Here is a 15,870-nt window from a genome sequence, read left to right on the forward strand (position 1 = left end):
CCGAGGTTGTTGATGCCGGCTCTGGGGACCTGGATGCCGGTGAGGACCTCGATCGCTTTGCGTGAGGAGTCGGACATGTTGTGGTCCAACGGCATACGCGACTCCACCTCCCCGCCCGCGCCCGTGAGAGAGATGAAGGTAACACCAGTGCACCTATATGTGGAAGTAGTTGCGCTTATGTTTCTGTTCTCGTTCGTGTGTGTTGCCTTGTGTGCGCCATGGCTGTGGTACCCGGTCCGAACGCGAGCCTCTTCCGGGGGCGGGCTCCTGCGTGCTCCTCCGGTCCGTGTCGCTGCCCAGGTCGGCAGGGCCCTCCGGGGTCCCGGTGGGCGGCCACGTTGTCATTTCGCAACGGTTTTCCTCGAGCAGCGGGGGTATTCGCCTACCGTTCCCCTTCGGCCGAGATGTTCTCTCCGTGAGGAAACAGAGGACTCGATCCAATGCGCGTGGCGGACCGGGGCGCGTCGCCCTCGCGGTCAAGGGGTTGACCATCGACGGATCGGAGGACCTTGTGAGTGGTCTCAGTGCTGGTGCCACGGTTGTCAGGCCCGCAGGGGGAGTGAGTGCCACGACGACACCGTCGGGAACGGGGCGGCTCTCGGCCGCCGAGGGCAGGATCGCCAGGGCCGCCCTGGCGGAACTGCCGAGGAACGGGGTCGTCATGCTCGACGCCGGGCCGATGGCGGAGCGGATCGCGGGGCTGCTGCCCGCCGGGTGCGGGCTGAACGTCCTGACCAACGCGGTTCCCGTCGCGCTGGGGCTGGCCTCGCGTCGCGACCTCTCCGTGCACCTGCTGGGGGGCCGGGTGAGCGCGGCGGCCGGAACCACGCTCGCCTCCGTGCGCCTGTTGGAGCAGCTCCACGTGGACGTGGCCTTCATGGTCGCCGACGGGGTGTCCCCCGAGCGCGGCCTGACCTGTGCCGACCCCGCGGAGGTGATGGCCAGGAGGGCGATGGTGCGCGCCTCGGCCAGGACGGTGCTGCTGGCCGACCACACCAGGATCGGCGGCGACCGCATCGCCCGCTTCGCGCGGCTGCACGAGGTGGACTGCCTCATCACCGACGCCGGCACCGACCCCGACGACCTCCGGAGGCTGCGCGGGCGCGGTCCGCGCGTGCTCGTGGTCTGACCCCGTCCGCCGCCGGGCGCCTACGGAGGGCCTGCGGACGTGTCGCGTTCCACGCCCCGGTGTTCTCCCCCACACCGCGGCGTCCTCCACACCCCGTCCCCGACCCGTGCTGCGGGCCGGGGACGGGTGAACCGGCTTCGAGGGCGATGTCGTTCAGATGTTGTTTCGCGTGTGTTTGTCGCAGGGGCGAGGGTGTGTGGTCTTGCCGGGCTGCTGTGAGGCTGATGTCCGGAAGGTCGACCGTGTCACAGTCACAGAAGGGGCACGGGGGGTTGTTACAACAGGCGACTCCTCTATAAGCTCACGCAAGGACAGAAAAAAATCCAACCAATACCACATGGTTTCGGTCAGTCCTCGGGACCCGCCCCACGCGACTCCGGTCACGTCGGCCCCGAACCCGGGCGGAGGACCCCCTCCTCCGCTCAACGGCCCCGCGCCCGGTCCCGTGACCTCCCGGGCGCAGGAGACCGCCCCCACCCCTCGTCGGAAGGGAAAGAGCCCGCCCACCCGGGTCGGTTCCGCCGTGCACCACCCTCCCCTTCCATGGCAGTGGAGAATTCACCGATGACGACAGCCGCGAGAAGAGACGTCGCGGTCCTGCGCGCGGCCGCGGGATGCTGCGTGGCCCTCGCCCTGGCCACGGGCTGCGCGTCCTCCGAGGACGCGGGCTCCGAGGCGGGGGCGGCGACGAGCTCCCCGCCTCCTCCGGACAACGAGGAGGAGGCCGCGGCGCTCGACGCCTACACCGGCATGTGGGATACGGTCGTGGCCGCCTCCCACGAGGGCGGCGAGGTTCCCCCCGAGCTCCAGGACTACGCCGTGGGCGGCGCCTACGCCCTCATGAGCGCGGCCCTGGAGGGGGCCGGCGCCTCCAGCGGGCAGGTCACCGGCGAACCCGTCCTCGCCCCCGTCGCCGAGGTCGAGGGACCCGACAGCGCGACGGTCGAGGACTGCCTCGACGACTCCGCCTGGAACCTCGGCATGGGCTCCTCCCCAGGGCAGGGCCCGCGCCTCGTCGAGGCCACACTCATTCACGACGGACTCGCCTGGCGCGTGTCCGACCTCAGGATCTGGGAAGCGGGATCATGCTGAGACTCGTACGACCCGCGGCCACCGCCGCGGTACTGACCGTCCTGGCCACCGGGATCGCCGCTCCGGCGCACGCCGACGACGGCTCCTTCCTCGGCCAGATCGAGTGCGGCAGCTCGGGCGGCCTCGGCTGCTCGATCCTGCTGCGCTGGTGGCAGACCCACGCGGGCCAGCAGGGCTCCAACGGCTCGGGCGGCTCCGGTGCGCCGGGCGCCCCGGGTGCCCCTGCCGACTCCGGCGACGGCGTCGACTGGAACGCCATCGACTGGGACGCGATCGACTGGTCGCAGGTGGACTGGGACGCCATCGACTGGGAATCCATCGACTACGACGGCGAGGGGGAGGCCCCCACCGACCCGGTCACCCTCATCCAGGAGTCCATGGCCAACTTCGAGCTGCCCCCGCCGCAGATCGAGACCTCCCCCGGCAGCGACTCCCTGGTCCTGGTCAACACCCCCGTGTGGCTGTGGGTGGAGTCCCAGGACTGGGAGGCCGAGGAGGCCTCCGCGGAGGTGCAGGACTGGTCCCTCACGGTCACCGCCACCCCCACCGCCACGGTGTGGAACCTGGGCGACGGTACGCAGATCCGCTGCGAGGGCCCCGGGACCCCCTTCGACCCGGCCGTGCACGACCCCGCCTCGGCCTCCCCCGACTGCGGGCACGTCTACGACCTGTCCTCCGACAGCCAGCCCGGCGGCACCTACCCCGTCAGCGTCCAGGTCGGCTGGGACGTGGGCTGGGAGCTCTCCGAGGGCGAGTTCTCCGGCGGCGAGTCGGGCGCGCTCGACTCGGTCACCACGACCTCGCAGGTCGAACTCCGTGTGGCCGAATCCCAGGGCCTGGTCACCGACACAGGCAACCGCTAACAGCGAAAGAAGACGACAGACGTGGTGGACACGAAGACGGCACCGGCGCCCGCGGCCTCCCCGCGGCAGGGGGAGACCCCTCCGGTGCGGCTCCTGGGCAGCGGACCCCGCCGCTGGCGGTGGCTGGTCCTTGCCCTCGGCATGATGACCGCGGGAGGCCTGAGCGGCGTCCTGGCCCTGGAGCAGATGGACGACCGCCAAGGGGTGCTCGTCGCCGACACCGACCTGCCCGCCGGCCACGTGGTGGCCGCGGAGGACCTGCGGATCGAGCGGATCTCCGTCGCCGACGGGGTCTCCTTCGTCGGCTCCGAGAGCCTGGAGTCGACGGTCGGCCAGACCCTCACCGTGCCCGTCACCGAGGGCGGCCTCCTCCCCGAGGCCGCCCTGGGCGCCGAGGCGGCCTTCCCCGAACGCGACCGCGCCGTGCTCGGCGTGGCCCTGCGCGTCGGCCGGTTCCCCGCCTCCATCGGACCCGGCGCCGCGGTCTCCGTGGTGGTGCACCCCGAGGAGGGTGCCACCGGCGGAGTGGAGGCCTACCGCGCACTCGTGCGGGACGTCCAGCCCTCCGCGGCCGAGGACGGTTCCGTGGAGCTCGAACTCGTCGCCTCCTCCGCCGACGCCGCGGCCATCGCCTCCGCGGCGGCCGTCGAGCGCGTCAGCGTGGTCCAGGTCAACCCCCGGGGAGGCGCGTGATGCCCCGGACCGTGGCGCTCTTCTCCCTGGGCGGAGCACCCGGCGTCACCTGCGCGGCCATGGCGCTGGCCGCGGTCTGGCCCGGTGGGGCGGGCGCCGTCCTGGTGGAGGCCGACGCCTCCGGCGGAGACGTCGCCACCTGGCGGCGCCTCCAGCCCGAGCCCGGCCTGACCGGCCTGGCCGCCGCATCCCGGCACGGCGGCGCCTCCGCCGACCTGGCCGCCCACACCCAGGTCCTCCCCGGAGGGCTGTCGGTGTGCCACGCGCCCGTCACCGCGGACCGCGCCGACGGCGCGGTGCGCCTGCTGTCCCAGAACCCCGGCGTGCTCGCCTCCCCGGCGGGGCCCGCGGTCGTGCTGGACCTGGGCCGCCTGACCCCCGGCGCGGCGGCCGCCGCGCTGGCCACGTGGGCCGACGAGGCCCTGCTGCTCGTCGCCGACGACCTCGCCCAGCTGCGCCGGGCCAAGGAGGCCTCCGAGGCGCTGGCCCGCAGCCTGCCGCGCCTGCGCACCGTCGTCGTCGGCGGCAGCGGCGGCGTCCGCGAGATCGAGGGCGCGTTGGGCCCGGGCGTGTGGGGACGGCTTCCCACCGACGAGCGCTCCGCGTCCTTCCTGCGCGGGGAGTCCAACCCGCGCAAGCCGGAGCGCCGGCCCCTCCTGAAGGCGGCGGCACGCCTGGCGGCCGACCTCGCCCGGGACGCCGACCCGGCTCCCGTGCCCGGCGCCGAGACCCCGGCGCCCGCGCCCGAGGCGACGGGAGCTCGCGCATGAGCAGCGGACACGACGCCGGGTACGACATCACCGACGGCTACTTCCTGGACACCGACCGGGCCCGCACCGTGGCGAACCGCGTGGAGCGGACCGTCACCGAGGCCACCCGCCGGCTGAGCGAGGAGACGCGGGGCGAACCCGAGGACTCGCCCGAGGAGTACCGGGCCCGCGCCGAACGCGTCATCGCCCAGATCCTCGACGAGGACGCGGGCCGCGCCCTGTCCGAGGGCCGGCAGGTGCTCGACGCCACGACCGAGGCCTCCGTCGCCGCGGGTGCCCTGGCCCGGGTCTGCGGGCTCGGCCCCCTCCAGCCCCTCCTGGACGACCCCGGGATCGAGAACATCAACATCAACGGCGTGCACGTGTGGGTGCGCCGCGCCGACGGCAGCCGAGAGCGGCACGACTCCCTCTTCGCCGACCCCGAGGAGGTCGTCTCCCTGGTCCGGCGCCTGGCCTCGGAGTCCGCCACGGGGGAGCGCCGCTTCGACCCGGGGGCGCCCATCCTCGACATGCAGCTGCCCGGCGGCGAGCGCCTCAACGCGGTCATGGAGGTCGCCCGGCAGCCCTCGGTGTCCATCCGGCGCCACCGCTACGGCCGCACCACCCTCGGCCAGCTCCAGGAACTGGGCACGATCGACGACACCCTGGTCGCCCTGCTGCGCGCGGGGGTGCGCTCCCGCCGCAACATGGTCATCACCGGCGGTACCGGCGCGGGCAAGACCACCCTGCTGCGGGCCCTGGCCGCCGAGATCCCCGTCGACGAGCGCCTCGTCACCATCGAGGACGTCTTCGAGCTCGGCCTGGACCGCGACCGCGACGCCCACCCCGACTGCGTGGCCCTCCAGGCCCGCCCGGCCAACGTCGAGGGCGTCGGCGAGATCACGATCGCCGACCTCGTGCGCACGGCCCTGCGCATGTCGCCCGACCGGGTCATCGTCGGTGAGACGCGCGGACACGAGACCGTTCCGCTGCTCAACGCCATGAGCCAGGGCAACGACGGCAGCCTCACGACCCTGCACGCCGCGAACTCCGCGGGCGCCTTCACCAAGCTGGGCGCTTACGCCGCCCAGTCCGCCGAGCGCCTGCCCCTGGACGCCACGGCCTCCCTGGTGGCCGCCGCCGTGCACCTGGTGGTGCACGTGTCCGCACTGCCCACCGGGGGCCGCATGGTCACGAGCGTGCGCGAGGTGGTGGGCGCCGAGGGGCAGAACGTGGTCTCCAACGAGGTCTACCGGCGCGACCGCAACGGGCCCCTGCCCGCGGCCCCGCCCAGCCCCAACACGCTCGACGCCCTGGCCGAGGCCGGTTTCGACCCGGCGATGCTCAGTCCCGACACGGTGGGGTGGACGCGATGACGACCCCTGTCCTCCTCGTCGCCGCCGCCGGCGTCCTGCTCGGCGCGGGGCTCTGGCTGGCCCTGGCGTCGCTGGCCGCGTCCGGTGGCGGTTCGCGCCCGTCGCGGATCCCGCCCTGGCGTTCACTGCTGTTCGGCCGGCAGCGGCCGTTGCGCCTGGTCGCGGCGATCGCCGGCGGCCTGCTCGTCTGGTTCCTCACCGGCTGGCCGGTGGCCGGTGTGCTCGTCGCCGCGGGCTTCTGGTGGGGGCCCGCGGTACTGGGCCCCGACCGCGGCCACCAGGAACAGGTGGACGGGGTGGAGGCCGTCGCGGCCTGGACCGAGATGCTGCGCGACCTCATGGCCGGCGCCGCCGGCCTGCACCAGGCCGTCGCCGCCACGGTGCCCATCGCACCCGAGCCGGTGCGTGAGCCGGTCGCCAGGCTGGCCGACCGGCTGCGCGCGGGCGGGTCCACGCAGGACGCCCTGCGCTCCTTCGCCGACGAGGTCGACAACCCCACCGCCGACCTGGTGACCGCCGCACTGAGCACGGCCGCCACGAGGCACGCCACCGACCTGGGCACGCTGCTCGGCAGCCTGGCCGAGGCCGCCCGCGAACAAGCGGCGATGCTCGTACGCGTGGCCGCCAGCCGTGCCCGGCTGCGCACCTCCACCCGGATCATCGTCGGCACCACTGTGGGTATGGCCGCGTTCCTGATGGTGTTCAACCCCGAATACCTGGAGCCGTTCGACGGCTTCCTGGGACAGGTGGTCCTCGCGGGCATCGGTGCCCTGTGGGCGGGTGCTCTGGTCTGGTTGGCCAAGATGTCCAAATTCGACCTGGGTCCACGGGTGCTCGCACCCGAACCCGCCCGTACACCGGAGGCCGCCCGATGACCCCCGCCCTGGCCGCCGCCCTCGCGGGCGCCGCCCTCGGGCTGGCCCTGTGGGCGCTCTTCGCCGCTCGCTGGGCCCGGCCCACGCTCGCCGAGCGCCTGGCTGCCCCGCCCCCTCCCCGGCAGACCATGGTCGCGGGCCCGGACACCGGGGTGCTGGCGCGACTGGGGAGGATCGGCGCCCCGGTCCTGGAGGGCTTCGGCATGCCGGGACCCCGCACACGGCGCAACCTGCGGGTGTGCGAGCGTTCGTCGGCGTCCTACCTCGCAGAGAAGTTCACCGCTCTGGTCCTGGGACTCGCCTTCCCTCCACTGCTGGGCGCCATGCTCTCCCTCGCGGGCATCCTTCCGTCCGGTGCGCTCGCGGGGGCCATGTGGGTGGCTTTCGCGGTGATCGTGTGGTTCGCCCCGGACATGTCCCTGCGTGATGAGGCGGACAAGCGCCGAGAGCGCATGCGTCGTGCCCTGGCCAGTTTCGCCGACCTGGTCGTGGTGTCCCTGGCCGGAGGCGCGGGCGTCAACGGAGCACTGGCCGACGCCGGTGCCGCGGGCAACGGGTGGGCCATGGCCCGCATCCGGGAGAGCCTGCGCGAGGCGACGCTCATGCGCCATTCGCCTTGGACGGCGCTGCGCGACCTCGGCGAGCGCTACGACACCCCGGAATTCGCCGAACTCGCGGCAAGCCTCCAACTCGCCGGCGCCGACGGCGCGCGCATCCGCAGTTCCCTGGCCGCCAAGGCCAAGACGCTGCGCACCCAGTTCCTGGCCGAGATGGACGCCGAGGCGCAGTCCGCGACCGAGCGGATGAGCCTGCCGGTGGTCCTGCTCTTCGCCGGGTTCCTCGCCCTCCTGGGCTATCCGGCCATGAGCCACATCCTGTTCAGCACATGAGAACCCCGACCGTTTTGGAGACCCCCGATGCAGCGCATCACCGCCTACCTCAGCTCCCTGCTGATCAGCCGCAGGGACGACGGCTACTCGACCGAGACGGTCATCATCACCGCTGCCCTGATCGGTGTAGCCGCTTTGCTCGTTGCCGCTATCACCACTCGCGTGACGAACGAAGCCACCACGATCACGGGCGGCTAGCCTTGCGCATCCCCCAGGAAGACCGAGGCAGCGCGGAGATGGCCGTGGCCGCACCCGCGCTGCTGCTCCTGGTCCTGCTGGTCGTCCAGACGGCCCTGTGGATGCACGGCGACAACGTCGTCGCGGACATCGCCCGCAGGACCGCCGAACAGTCGCGCACGGCGGGCGGCGGCACGTCGGTGGCCGACGGAGGGGGGAGCTCCTTCCTCTCCGGCCTCGACGTGTCCGTCAACCGCAGTGCACAGGAGGTACGCGTGGTCGTGGACGCCGAGGTGCCCAGCCTCATCCCCGGCATCAGCTGGCCGGTGGGCCACGAGGTCACCGCGCCCGTGGAGCGTTTCGTCCCCGCGGAGGCAGCCCCGTGATCCCCGGACGTGGTGACCGAGGTTCGGCCTCGGTGGAACTGGCGCTCCTCACCCCCGCCCTCCTGGCGTTCGCCATGCTCATGGTGCTCGCCGGGAGGGTGGCGGACGCCAACTCCACCGCCGACCAGGTGGCGCACTCAGCCGCCCGGGCGGCCTCCCTCGAACGCAGCGTCGGCGCGGCTGAGGCTGCTGCCTCGGGCACCGCCGCGAGCTCCCTCGCGGAGAACGGTCTGGTGTGCGGCGACCACTCCGTCACCCTCGACCACGGCGGCCTGACCCCCGGAGGGGCGGTCACCGCCGTGGTCGAGTGCCGCGTCGGGCTGAGCGGCCTGACCGGACTGGGCGTCCCGGGGACCATGACGATTACCGGCGACGCCACGGTCGTGGTCGACACCTTCAGGGGGCAGCCGTGAGACGCACGGACGACAGCGGTCAGACCACGGCGTTCGTGGCCGTCCTGGCGTCGGCCTTCCTGCTGTGCCTGGGCCTGGTCACCGACGGCGGAGGCCTGCTGGGTGCCCGCAACGAGGCGGCCACCCTGGCCCAGGAGGCCGCCCGGGCGGGCGTCCAACAGCTCGACTGGGCCGCCTACCGCGAGGGCACGAGCGAGGTCGCCCTCGACCCCTCGGCGGCGTCCGCCGCCGCGCAGTCCTTCCTCAACGCCGCCGGCGCCACCGGTACGGTCTCGGTCAGCGGCGACACCGTGACCGTGACCTGTTCCGTGGGATACTCCTTCACCCTCCTGCCGATGGGCTCGACCACCGTCGAAGCCACGGCCACCGCACGGCCCCACACCCAGGCGACCCCCTAGCTCCAGTGAGGCGGACATGTCCCAGATCCGACGGCTGAGCGCACTCCTGCTCGCAGCGGCGATCCTGCTCGGCATCCCCTACCTGCTCCTGTGGCACCTGCCCTGGCCGGAGCTGCCGGACTCCTGGGCCGTGGCCGCGGCCCACCTGCGCGGCTGGCGTCTGCCACCGGGCGTGTTCACCGCACTGCTCATCAGCGTGCTCTGGGCACTGTGGGGCCTGTACACGGCCGGACTGGCCGTGGAGACCCTGGCCCGTCTGCGCGGCCTGCCCCGGAGGCTGCGCCCCCTGGGGCCGCTCCAGGTGGTGGCCGCCGCTGCCGTGGGCACCGTGGCGCTCGCCCCGGCCACGGCGTTCGCCGACGCGGTCACCACACAGGACGACCGTGAGGCGGACGGGGAGCGGGACGGCGACGCGCCGTCCGCCCCCGAGGAGGCCCCGTCCGCCCAGCCCGTGGAGAGGGTGCGCACCGTCTCCGGCTTCGGCGTCGGCTCGGCCGAGCTCACCGAGCAGATGCGCGACGACCTCGCGCCCGTCGTGGACATGATCGACTCCTACGGCGACACCGAGACGCCCGTGCGCATCACGGGTCACACCGATCCCACCGGGACAGTCCAGGCGAACCAGGAGCTGTCCGAGCGCCGGGCCCAGGCGGTCGCCGACCACCTCGACGAGGCCCTGGGCGAGGACGCCCCGGAGATGACGGTGGACGGCGTCGGCTCCGAGCAGCCACGCGAGGGCGGCGCCGCCGCCCAGCGCAGGGCCGAGGTCACCTACACCGTCGTCCCGCAGCCGACCTCCCTCCAGTCCCGTGTGATGGCGGCGGCCGAGGCCGAGGAGCCTGCCGCCGCTGCCGGGGCAGGGGAAGCCGCTGACGCCGCCGAGGAGGACGACCCGGTGGAGGCGGCGGCCGCCGCCGCTGCCGAGGCCGCCGCCGAGGACGGCCGCGAGGTGCTGGTCGTGGAGATCCCCGACGGCGCCGTCACCGGAGCCGTGGCGTTCGCCGGCCTGGCCGGGGGATACCTGCTGGGCAAGCGCGGCGTCCGTATGCCCAGCGTGAACCTGAGCCTGCCCCGCCTGCCGAGGGCGTCCCGCCGACTGGCCCTGACCGCCGGCCCTCCCCGGCCCACCCCCGGGGAGGACATCGACGAGCGCGTGACGGTGGAACTCGACCACGTGCCCGGTCTCGGGATCACCGGTCCGGGCGCCGCCGGGGCCGCCCGGCGCCTCATCGTCAACGCGCTCGACCGCCTCGACCACAACTCCGTGCGCGTGCTGCTCACCGAGGACGACGCCGCCCGGCTGGTGGGCGAGCGGGGCCGCGACCTGCTGCGCGCGCACCCCTGCGAGCCCGTGCGGATGGTCGGCACGATGGAGGAGGCCCTGACCGTCCTCCAGCACGAGCTGCACCGGATCGCCGAGGACCGGGAACCGCGGCCGGACAGCCCCCTGGCCCTGGTGACCGCGCCCGGTTCCGAGCACGAGACCGCGCTGTCGGGCCTGCTGCTGCACGGCCAGCACCAGGGCATCACGGCCGTGATCCTGGGCCGCTGGCCGCTCGGCGGCAGCTGCGTCATCGAGGAGGACGGCCTCATCACCGAGACCAGTCCGCCGCTCAACCCGGTCTTCCACTGCTCCTGGCCCGGTGCGACCGCCGAGGAGGTCATGGACGCCGTCCGCGCCTACCGCCACTCCTCGCCCGCCGTGGAGGAGGCCGAGGACCGGGTGCAGAGCCAGGAGGCCGCCCCGGCGGAGACGGTGGAGACGGTGGAGGAGGCCGGTGCCTTCGCGGAGCCGTTCCTCGGTGCTTTGGGGGAGCAGGCTGTCTCCGCGTCGGCCGAGTCCGCCGAGACGGCTGAGGTGACCGGGACGGTTGAGGTGGCCGAGTCCGCCGAGACGGTCGAGACGGTCGAGACGACCCAGGCGGTCGAGCTGACCGAGGCGACCGAGACGTTCGAGGCGGTTGGCACGACGGAGCCGACCGGGGCGCCCGTGAGTGAGAAGGCGGACCGCAAGGCTGGAAAGGCCACGAAGGCCGCTAAGGCCGCGAAGACCAGGAGGGCCAAGGAGGCCGACGTCGCGGAGGAGGGGTTCTGGGACGTCGACGTCTGGAACACCGACTTCTGGGAGAGCGAGACGCGCGCGGCCAGGAAGGCCGACACCGCACGGACCGAGACCGAGCAGGCCGACGCCGTCCCGTCCGTGTCCGAGCCGTCCGCCGCCGCGTGGTCCGAGACCGCGTTGACGGACGAGGCGCGGCCCGGGGCCGTGTCGGCGGACGCCGAGCAGTCGGGCGCCCGGTCGGATCGTTCCGCCGCCGAGGAGACCGCGGCGCGACCGGTTCCGTCCGAGTTCTCCGCTCCCGCGGAGGCGGTCCCCGAGCCGTCCGCCGCCGTGGCGCCGGTGTCCGAGGAGCCGGAAGCCCGTAAGGCCGCGTCCGAGCCGACCGTTCCGGAGCCGACCTCGTCCGAGCGCGTGGACGCCGCACGGACGGACGTCGCACGGACGGACGTCGCACGGACGGATGTCACGTCCCCGGCCGCCGAGGAGGAGGCTGCCCCCGAGCCGTCCGCTTCCGCGCAGGCGGTCCCGGAGACTCCGGTGTCCCCGGAGGCCGTGGCGGAACCGTCCCCGGCCGCCGGGCCCGTCACCTCCGAACCCGCTCGGCGGGAGGCCGCCCCCGGGGAACCGGTGTCCGCGCAGCGTGCGCCGGAGGAGCCCGCCCCGGAGGCGTCCACCACGGAGGAGCCCGCTCCCGTGGCGGCCGAAAGCCGACGGCCCTCCGCCGGGCAGTACGCCTCCGAGCTGTCCCCGTCCGGGGGCGGCGCATCCCGGGAGCGTGCGGCCGAGGAGACCGTCCCCGAGTCCGCCGCACCGCAGGGGGGTGCGCCCGCGCGGTCCGCCCCCTCGGAGGAGCCCGTCGCCGCGCGGCCCGCTCCCGGGCGTCCGAGCACGGGCACGGTCCCGTCGGTGGTCGCCTCCCCGGCCCGTGCGGAGCGCCCCGCCCAGAAGAAGCACACGGCGCCTCCCCAGCAGGAGCAGGCCCCCGAGGAGGAACCCGCCCCCCTCCGCAAGGCCGCCAAACGCGCCGTCCGGTCCCGCCGCCCGAGGCCGGACGGGGGCGCGCCCACCCCGGCCGCCCCTGCTGCCCCGACCGCCCAGGTCGGGCGGTCCGAGCCGCCCGCCGCCCCCGAGCAGTCCGCGCGTCCCGAACGGGCGCTCGCCCGCGCCCAGCGCGCGGCGAAGTCCGGGGCGGCCCGTGCCGACGCCGTCACCAGCAGGGCGGAGCGCCTGGAGAGGCTGAAGAGGGCGGAGCGCAAGAACGCCACCGCCCGTGCCGGAGCCGGCGCCGAGAACCCGGCGACGGACGCCGAGGGCGGGGAGCCGGACGAGGGCAAGTCGTCCCGGCCCCTGCTCCGCAAGCCCAAGAAGGCGGGACGCGGAAGAACCTGGCGTCCCCGGGAGAACTCCTGACCCGGGGTCCCCGGGTGTGCGCCCCTACGACGTCGGGGGCGGCGCCCCGGCCCGGTCACCGTGCGAGGCCGTGGCCCCCGGGGAGCCCGGGGTCCGTGGGCACGCGGTCCGGGCCCGTGCGCGCCCCTTTCCCGGGGCCCGTCGGGGCGGCGGCACGGGGCCGATCGCGCGGACACCCCGGCCCGGCGGGGCCCGCCGGGCCGACAGGCGCGGGTCCCGCGCCCCGGCGGGTCGTCCCCGCCACCGCGTCCGGCGATGGGTAGCATTTTCGTGACTGAAGGTAACTCATCCCACCAGGCACGGAGAGACCATGCAGCTGCCCTTCAAGACACGCGACCTGCCCCTGCGGATCATCACGGGGGCGTTCATCCTCAACTCCGGGCTGGACAAGCGCGGCGTCGAGGGGGAGGCGGCCGAGGGCATGCACGGCATGGCGGTCGGGACCTACCCCTTCCTGAGCAAGGTCGACCCCACCACGTTCGTGCGGCTGCTGTCCGCCGGGGAGATCGCCCTGGGCACCGCCCTGCTCCTCCCGGTCGTGCCCAGCCGCCTCGCGGGCGCCGGCCTCACGGCGTTCGGGGCGTCCCTCCTCGGCCTGTACCTGCGCACCCCGGGCATGCGCCGTCCCCAGAGCCTGCGTCCCACGCAGGACGGGCTCCCCCTGGCCAAGGACTCCTGGCTCCTGGGCGCAGGGCTGAGCCTGCTCCTGGACTGCGACTCCGACGCAGACCGGTGCGGCTCCCGCCGTCGCCGCTGACGGGGCCGCCCCCGGGGCGGGACCCGGTCAGGCCCCCGAGCCCATGGCGGGCACGAACACCCGCAGCGCCACCGGCCGCTTGGTGAAACGGACGTTCTCCGAGCCCTCCAGCACCTCGCCGTCCACGGCGAGCAGCCTCGGCTCGGAGGGGATCGACAGGGTGAGCCCGGTGGTCAGACGCTCCACGTAGCCGTCGCGCTGCGTGATCTCTCCGAGGAGGACGTCCGCGAGGGCGCGCAGACGGGGGAACGGCTCCCGCGCGCTGAGCACCCGCACGTCCAGGCACCCGTCGTCGAGCCGCTCGCGCAGGGCGGGCACCCGGGCGTGCGTGCGGTAGCGCCCGTTGCCCACGAACGCCCACCACACCAGGGTCGGGCGCCCGTCCACGAGCGCCGGGGTCGGGTTCACCTCCCACAGGTCCTGCCACAGGGCCAGCGCGAACGCGGGCCACTTGCCGATCCGGCCTGCCCACGCGTCCCGCCGTTCCACCATGCGCGGGTAGGAGCCGAACGACGCGGTGTTGAGGAAGATCCTCCCGTCCACCTCGCCCACGTCCACCCGGGCCAGCCGCCCGTCGGAGAAGGCACGCAACGCGATGTCGACCGACGTCAGCCCCAGCGTGCGGGCGAAGTTGTTGAGGGTGCCGGTCGGGAGCACCAGCAGCGGGCGCCCGTGGTCGAGCGCCGCCTTGGCCGCGGCGTTGACCGTGCCGTCGCCCCCCGCGATCGCCAGGACGTCCGAGGTCCGCGCGGCCTCGTCCAGGACGCCGGAGACGTCGTCGTCCGCCGACATCGGGATGATCCGCGCCTTGGGCAGGGCCCGGGCGACCCGGCTGGTGACGTCGGCGCTGCTCAGTCCCGGCACCGCGCCCGTGGCGGAGCGCGGGTTGACCACCACGGTCGTCCCGGAGCCCTCGGAGTCCACGTCCGCCACGCCGTCGGCCACCGCGTGGGCGCCGAAGACCAGTTCGGGCCGGGCCGGGAGCATCTTGCGCGCCAGCATCGCCGCGCCTGTGCCGATGGCTATCCCGCCCAGGACATCCCCCGGGTAGTGGACGCCGCTGTGCACGCGGGAGAACGCCACCCCGCTCGCGAGGAGCGCGGCCAGCGCCGACAGGGGCCGGGGCGCGTCCGCCATGATCCCGCCCGCGAACGCGACCGCGGCCGCGGTGTGCCCGGAGGGGAACGACGAGCTGCCGTAGTGCTTGTAGGGCGCGCGCGCCGCCGGCACCGCGGAGTTGTCCGGTCGGACCCTCCTGGTGAGCTGCTTGACCACGGCGGAGACCCCGTTGGCGGTCCCTGCGGCGATGATCGCCCGCAGCGCCGTGCGCCGCAGGCGCGGCCCGCCGCTGACCGCCAGGGTCGCCGATATCACGAACCAGGGGGCCATGTTGTCGGTGGCCTGGACGAACTTGGGCGTGTACGGGTCCAGGAGCGGTATCCCCATCCCGGTCACCCGGTCGTAGATCCTCTTGTCCGTCGTCTGTAGACGCCTCAGAAGCCTCATGGCCCCAGAGTGGTGTGCGAGGGGTGAGATGTCCATAAGGGCGCGCCCGGCGTCCGACCGCGGGGAGGGGCCGCGCGGGGCCGGACCCGGGGTCCCCGCGGTCGGGAGGACGCCGTGGTGACCGGGGATGCGGGCCGCCCGCGCACCGGTTCCGTCCCCGCCGGTCGGCGCGGGAACCCCCGCTCGGAGGTGTCCTGTTTCACGGGGCCCGACCGGCCGGTGCCACGCCGGGGACCGGCCCCGCGTCCCCCGGTGCGCGCCCCGCGGGCTTCCCACAGGGGGCGGCCGGCGCGGCCCGCCCCGCGCGGCAGCGGTCCGGCCGGGCCCCGTCCGGGCACACGCCCCCGCCCCGACCGAGCCCGTGCCGCACGCGCGGCCCGGTCGCACGCTCCTCGCCGCCGGCCGTGCCCGTGCCGGGCCTGTCGCCCCCCGGCCACGCCCCGACCCCATTTCATCGCCATCCGGACCAATCCGCGGTCCCGTCCGCGCCGAATCACCCACACCACATCGCACACGTGAGTGAGGACGCATGGGCACAGGGCAGCACACCCTCCGGCGGCGCCGCGTCGCCGTCATCGGGTCGGGGGTCTCCGGACTGACGGCGGCGCACATCCTGAACCGGGACGACGACGTCACCCTGCTGGAGGCCGACGACCGCCTGGGCGGGCACGCCCACACCCACCGGGTGGCCGACGCGGGCGGCGGGGAGCTCCGGATCGACAGCGGCTTCATCGTGCACAACCGCCGGACCTACCCCCGTCTGCTGCGCCTGTTCGACGAACTCGGCGTGCGCACGCAGCCCACCGAGATGAGCATGTCGGTCAGCTGCGACGGCTGCGGCCTGGAGTACGCGGGCGCGCGCGGACTGCGCGCCATGCTGCCCAACCGCTCCCGCCGCAGCCCCGCCTACCTGCGGATGCTCGCCGAGATCCCCCGCTTCCACCGGGCCGCCCGGGACCTGCTGGCCTCTGCCCCCGACGGGGCGGACGCCGCGGGGGAGGGGGACCCACCGTGCGGCCGGGCCGCCGGGCCGCGCGTGCGGGGGGCCGGGCGGGGCACACGCGGGGTCCGCCGCCCGGCCCCCCGCACGCGCG

16 protein-coding genes are annotated in these 15,870 nt (G+C 74.6%); 15 read left to right on the forward strand and 1 reads right to left on the reverse strand.

Features of this window, described 5'->3' with window-relative positions; translation table 11 throughout:
• Positions 1 to 559: 559 nt before the first annotated feature.
• From ACFQBR_RS33125 to ACFQBR_RS33190, 14 genes are all read left to right on the forward strand, one after another.
• Positions 560 to 1,129 (forward strand): DeoR/GlpR family DNA-binding transcription regulator, encoded by a 570-nt coding sequence (locus ACFQBR_RS33125; RefSeq protein ID WP_267945571.1) that lies wholly within the window; start codon positions 560 to 562, stop codon positions 1,127 to 1,129.
• 564 nt (positions 1,130 to 1,693) lie between these two features.
• Complete coding sequence (locus ACFQBR_RS33130; RefSeq protein WP_344184821.1) at positions 1,694 to 2,221, forward strand: hypothetical protein; 528 nt, start codon at positions 1,694 to 1,696, stop codon at positions 2,219 to 2,221.
• Positions 2,215 to 3,084: a hypothetical protein gene (locus tag ACFQBR_RS33135; RefSeq protein ID WP_267945569.1), complete on the forward strand. Its 870-nt coding sequence runs from the start codon at positions 2,215 to 2,217 to the stop codon at positions 3,082 to 3,084. Before ACFQBR_RS33130 ends, ACFQBR_RS33135 begins: the two co-directional genes overlap by 7 nt.
• 21 nt (positions 3,085 to 3,105) lie before the next feature.
• The gene (locus tag ACFQBR_RS33140) at positions 3,106 to 3,777 is read left to right on the forward strand and encodes an SAF domain-containing protein (RefSeq protein WP_267945568.1); all 672 of its coding nucleotides are present in this window, start codon (positions 3,106 to 3,108) and stop codon (positions 3,775 to 3,777) included.
• Complete coding sequence (locus ACFQBR_RS33145) at positions 3,777 to 4,547, forward strand: hypothetical protein (RefSeq protein ID WP_344184820.1); 771 nt, start codon at positions 3,777 to 3,779, stop codon at positions 4,545 to 4,547. Before ACFQBR_RS33140 ends, ACFQBR_RS33145 begins: the two co-directional genes overlap by 1 nt.
• A complete protein-coding gene (locus ACFQBR_RS33150) occupies positions 4,544 to 5,902 on the forward strand; it encodes a CpaF family protein (RefSeq protein ID WP_267945566.1) in 1,359 nt (452 codons plus the stop codon). Before ACFQBR_RS33145 ends, ACFQBR_RS33150 begins: the two co-directional genes overlap by 4 nt.
• Positions 5,890 to 6,777, forward strand: coding sequence for a type II secretion system F family protein (locus ACFQBR_RS33155; protein ID WP_344184819.1), 888 nt, complete (start codon positions 5,890 to 5,892; stop codon positions 6,775 to 6,777). The genes ACFQBR_RS33150 and ACFQBR_RS33155 overlap by 13 nt, the downstream gene beginning before the upstream one ends.
• Positions 6,774 to 7,667 (forward strand): type II secretion system F family protein, encoded by an 894-nt coding sequence (locus ACFQBR_RS33160; protein WP_344184817.1) that lies wholly within the window; start codon positions 6,774 to 6,776, stop codon positions 7,665 to 7,667. The genes ACFQBR_RS33155 and ACFQBR_RS33160 overlap by 4 nt, the downstream gene beginning before the upstream one ends.
• Before the next feature lie 27 nt (positions 7,668 to 7,694).
• Positions 7,695 to 7,865 (forward strand): hypothetical protein, encoded by a 171-nt coding sequence (locus ACFQBR_RS33165; RefSeq protein WP_344184816.1) that lies wholly within the window; start codon positions 7,695 to 7,697, stop codon positions 7,863 to 7,865.
• A 38-nt stretch (positions 7,866 to 7,903) separates the two neighbouring features.
• On the forward strand, positions 7,904 to 8,230 hold the full coding sequence (locus tag ACFQBR_RS33170; RefSeq protein ID WP_267945562.1) for a TadE/TadG family type IV pilus assembly protein: 327 nt from the start codon (positions 7,904 to 7,906) through the stop codon (positions 8,228 to 8,230).
• A 32-nt stretch (positions 8,231 to 8,262) separates the two neighbouring features.
• Entirely contained in the window at positions 8,263 to 8,643 is a 381-nt protein-coding gene (locus tag ACFQBR_RS33175; RefSeq protein WP_344184815.1) for a TadE/TadG family type IV pilus assembly protein, read from the forward strand.
• Entirely contained in the window at positions 8,640 to 9,041 is a 402-nt protein-coding gene (locus ACFQBR_RS33180) for a pilus assembly protein TadG-related protein (RefSeq protein ID WP_344184814.1), read from the forward strand. Before ACFQBR_RS33175 ends, ACFQBR_RS33180 begins: the two co-directional genes overlap by 4 nt.
• 16 nt (positions 9,042 to 9,057) lie before the next feature.
• Positions 9,058 to 12,513 (forward strand): OmpA family protein, encoded by a 3,456-nt coding sequence (locus ACFQBR_RS33185; RefSeq protein WP_344184813.1) that lies wholly within the window; start codon positions 9,058 to 9,060, stop codon positions 12,511 to 12,513.
• A 310-nt stretch (positions 12,514 to 12,823) separates the two neighbouring features.
• Entirely contained in the window at positions 12,824 to 13,270 is a 447-nt protein-coding gene (locus ACFQBR_RS33190; RefSeq protein WP_267945558.1) for a hypothetical protein, read from the forward strand.
• Between the two features lie 27 nt (positions 13,271 to 13,297).
• On the opposite strand, the gene ACFQBR_RS33195 is transcribed toward ACFQBR_RS33190, so the two are convergent.
• Positions 13,298 to 14,776, reverse strand: coding sequence for a bifunctional phosphatase PAP2/diacylglycerol kinase family protein (locus ACFQBR_RS33195; RefSeq protein ID WP_344184812.1), 1,479 nt, complete (start codon positions 14,774 to 14,776; stop codon positions 13,298 to 13,300).
• A 529-nt stretch (positions 14,777 to 15,305) separates the two neighbouring features.
• On the opposite strand from ACFQBR_RS33195, the gene ACFQBR_RS33200 reads away from it, so the two are divergent.
• Positions 15,306 to 15,870 (forward strand): FAD-dependent oxidoreductase (locus ACFQBR_RS33200; protein WP_378554964.1); only part of this gene is annotated, 565 nt, incomplete at its 3' end.

The organism is Nocardiopsis tropica (assembly GCF_042660575.1).
GTDB classification, from domain to species: domain Bacteria; phylum Actinomycetota; class Actinomycetes; order Streptosporangiales; family Streptosporangiaceae; genus Nocardiopsis; species Nocardiopsis tropica.

Coding starts and splice junctions, on each gene's coding strand:
- ACFQBR_RS33130 (WP_344184821.1), top strand. CDS start 1,694: ATGACGACAGCCGCGAGAAGAGACGTCGCGGTCCTGCGCGCGGCCGCG.
- ACFQBR_RS33135 (WP_267945569.1), top strand. CDS start 2,215: ATGCTGAGACTCGTACGACCCGCGGCCACCGCCGCGGTACTGACCGTC.
- ACFQBR_RS33145 (WP_344184820.1), top strand. CDS start 3,777: ATGCCCCGGACCGTGGCGCTCTTCTCCCTGGGCGGAGCACCCGGCGTC.
- ACFQBR_RS33150 (WP_267945566.1), top strand. CDS start 4,544: ATGAGCAGCGGACACGACGCCGGGTACGACATCACCGACGGCTACTTC.
- ACFQBR_RS33160 (WP_344184817.1), top strand. CDS start 6,774: ATGACCCCCGCCCTGGCCGCCGCCCTCGCGGGCGCCGCCCTCGGGCTG.
- ACFQBR_RS33165 (WP_344184816.1), top strand. CDS start 7,695: ATGCAGCGCATCACCGCCTACCTCAGCTCCCTGCTGATCAGCCGCAGG.
- ACFQBR_RS33170 (WP_267945562.1), top strand. CDS start 7,904: ATGGCCGTGGCCGCACCCGCGCTGCTGCTCCTGGTCCTGCTGGTCGTC.
- ACFQBR_RS33185 (WP_344184813.1), top strand. CDS start 9,058: ATGTCCCAGATCCGACGGCTGAGCGCACTCCTGCTCGCAGCGGCGATC.
- ACFQBR_RS33190 (WP_267945558.1), top strand. CDS start 12,824: ATGCAGCTGCCCTTCAAGACACGCGACCTGCCCCTGCGGATCATCACG.
- ACFQBR_RS33195 (WP_344184812.1), bottom strand. CDS start 14,776: ATGAGGCTTCTGAGGCGTCTACAGACGACGGACAAGAGGATCTACGAC.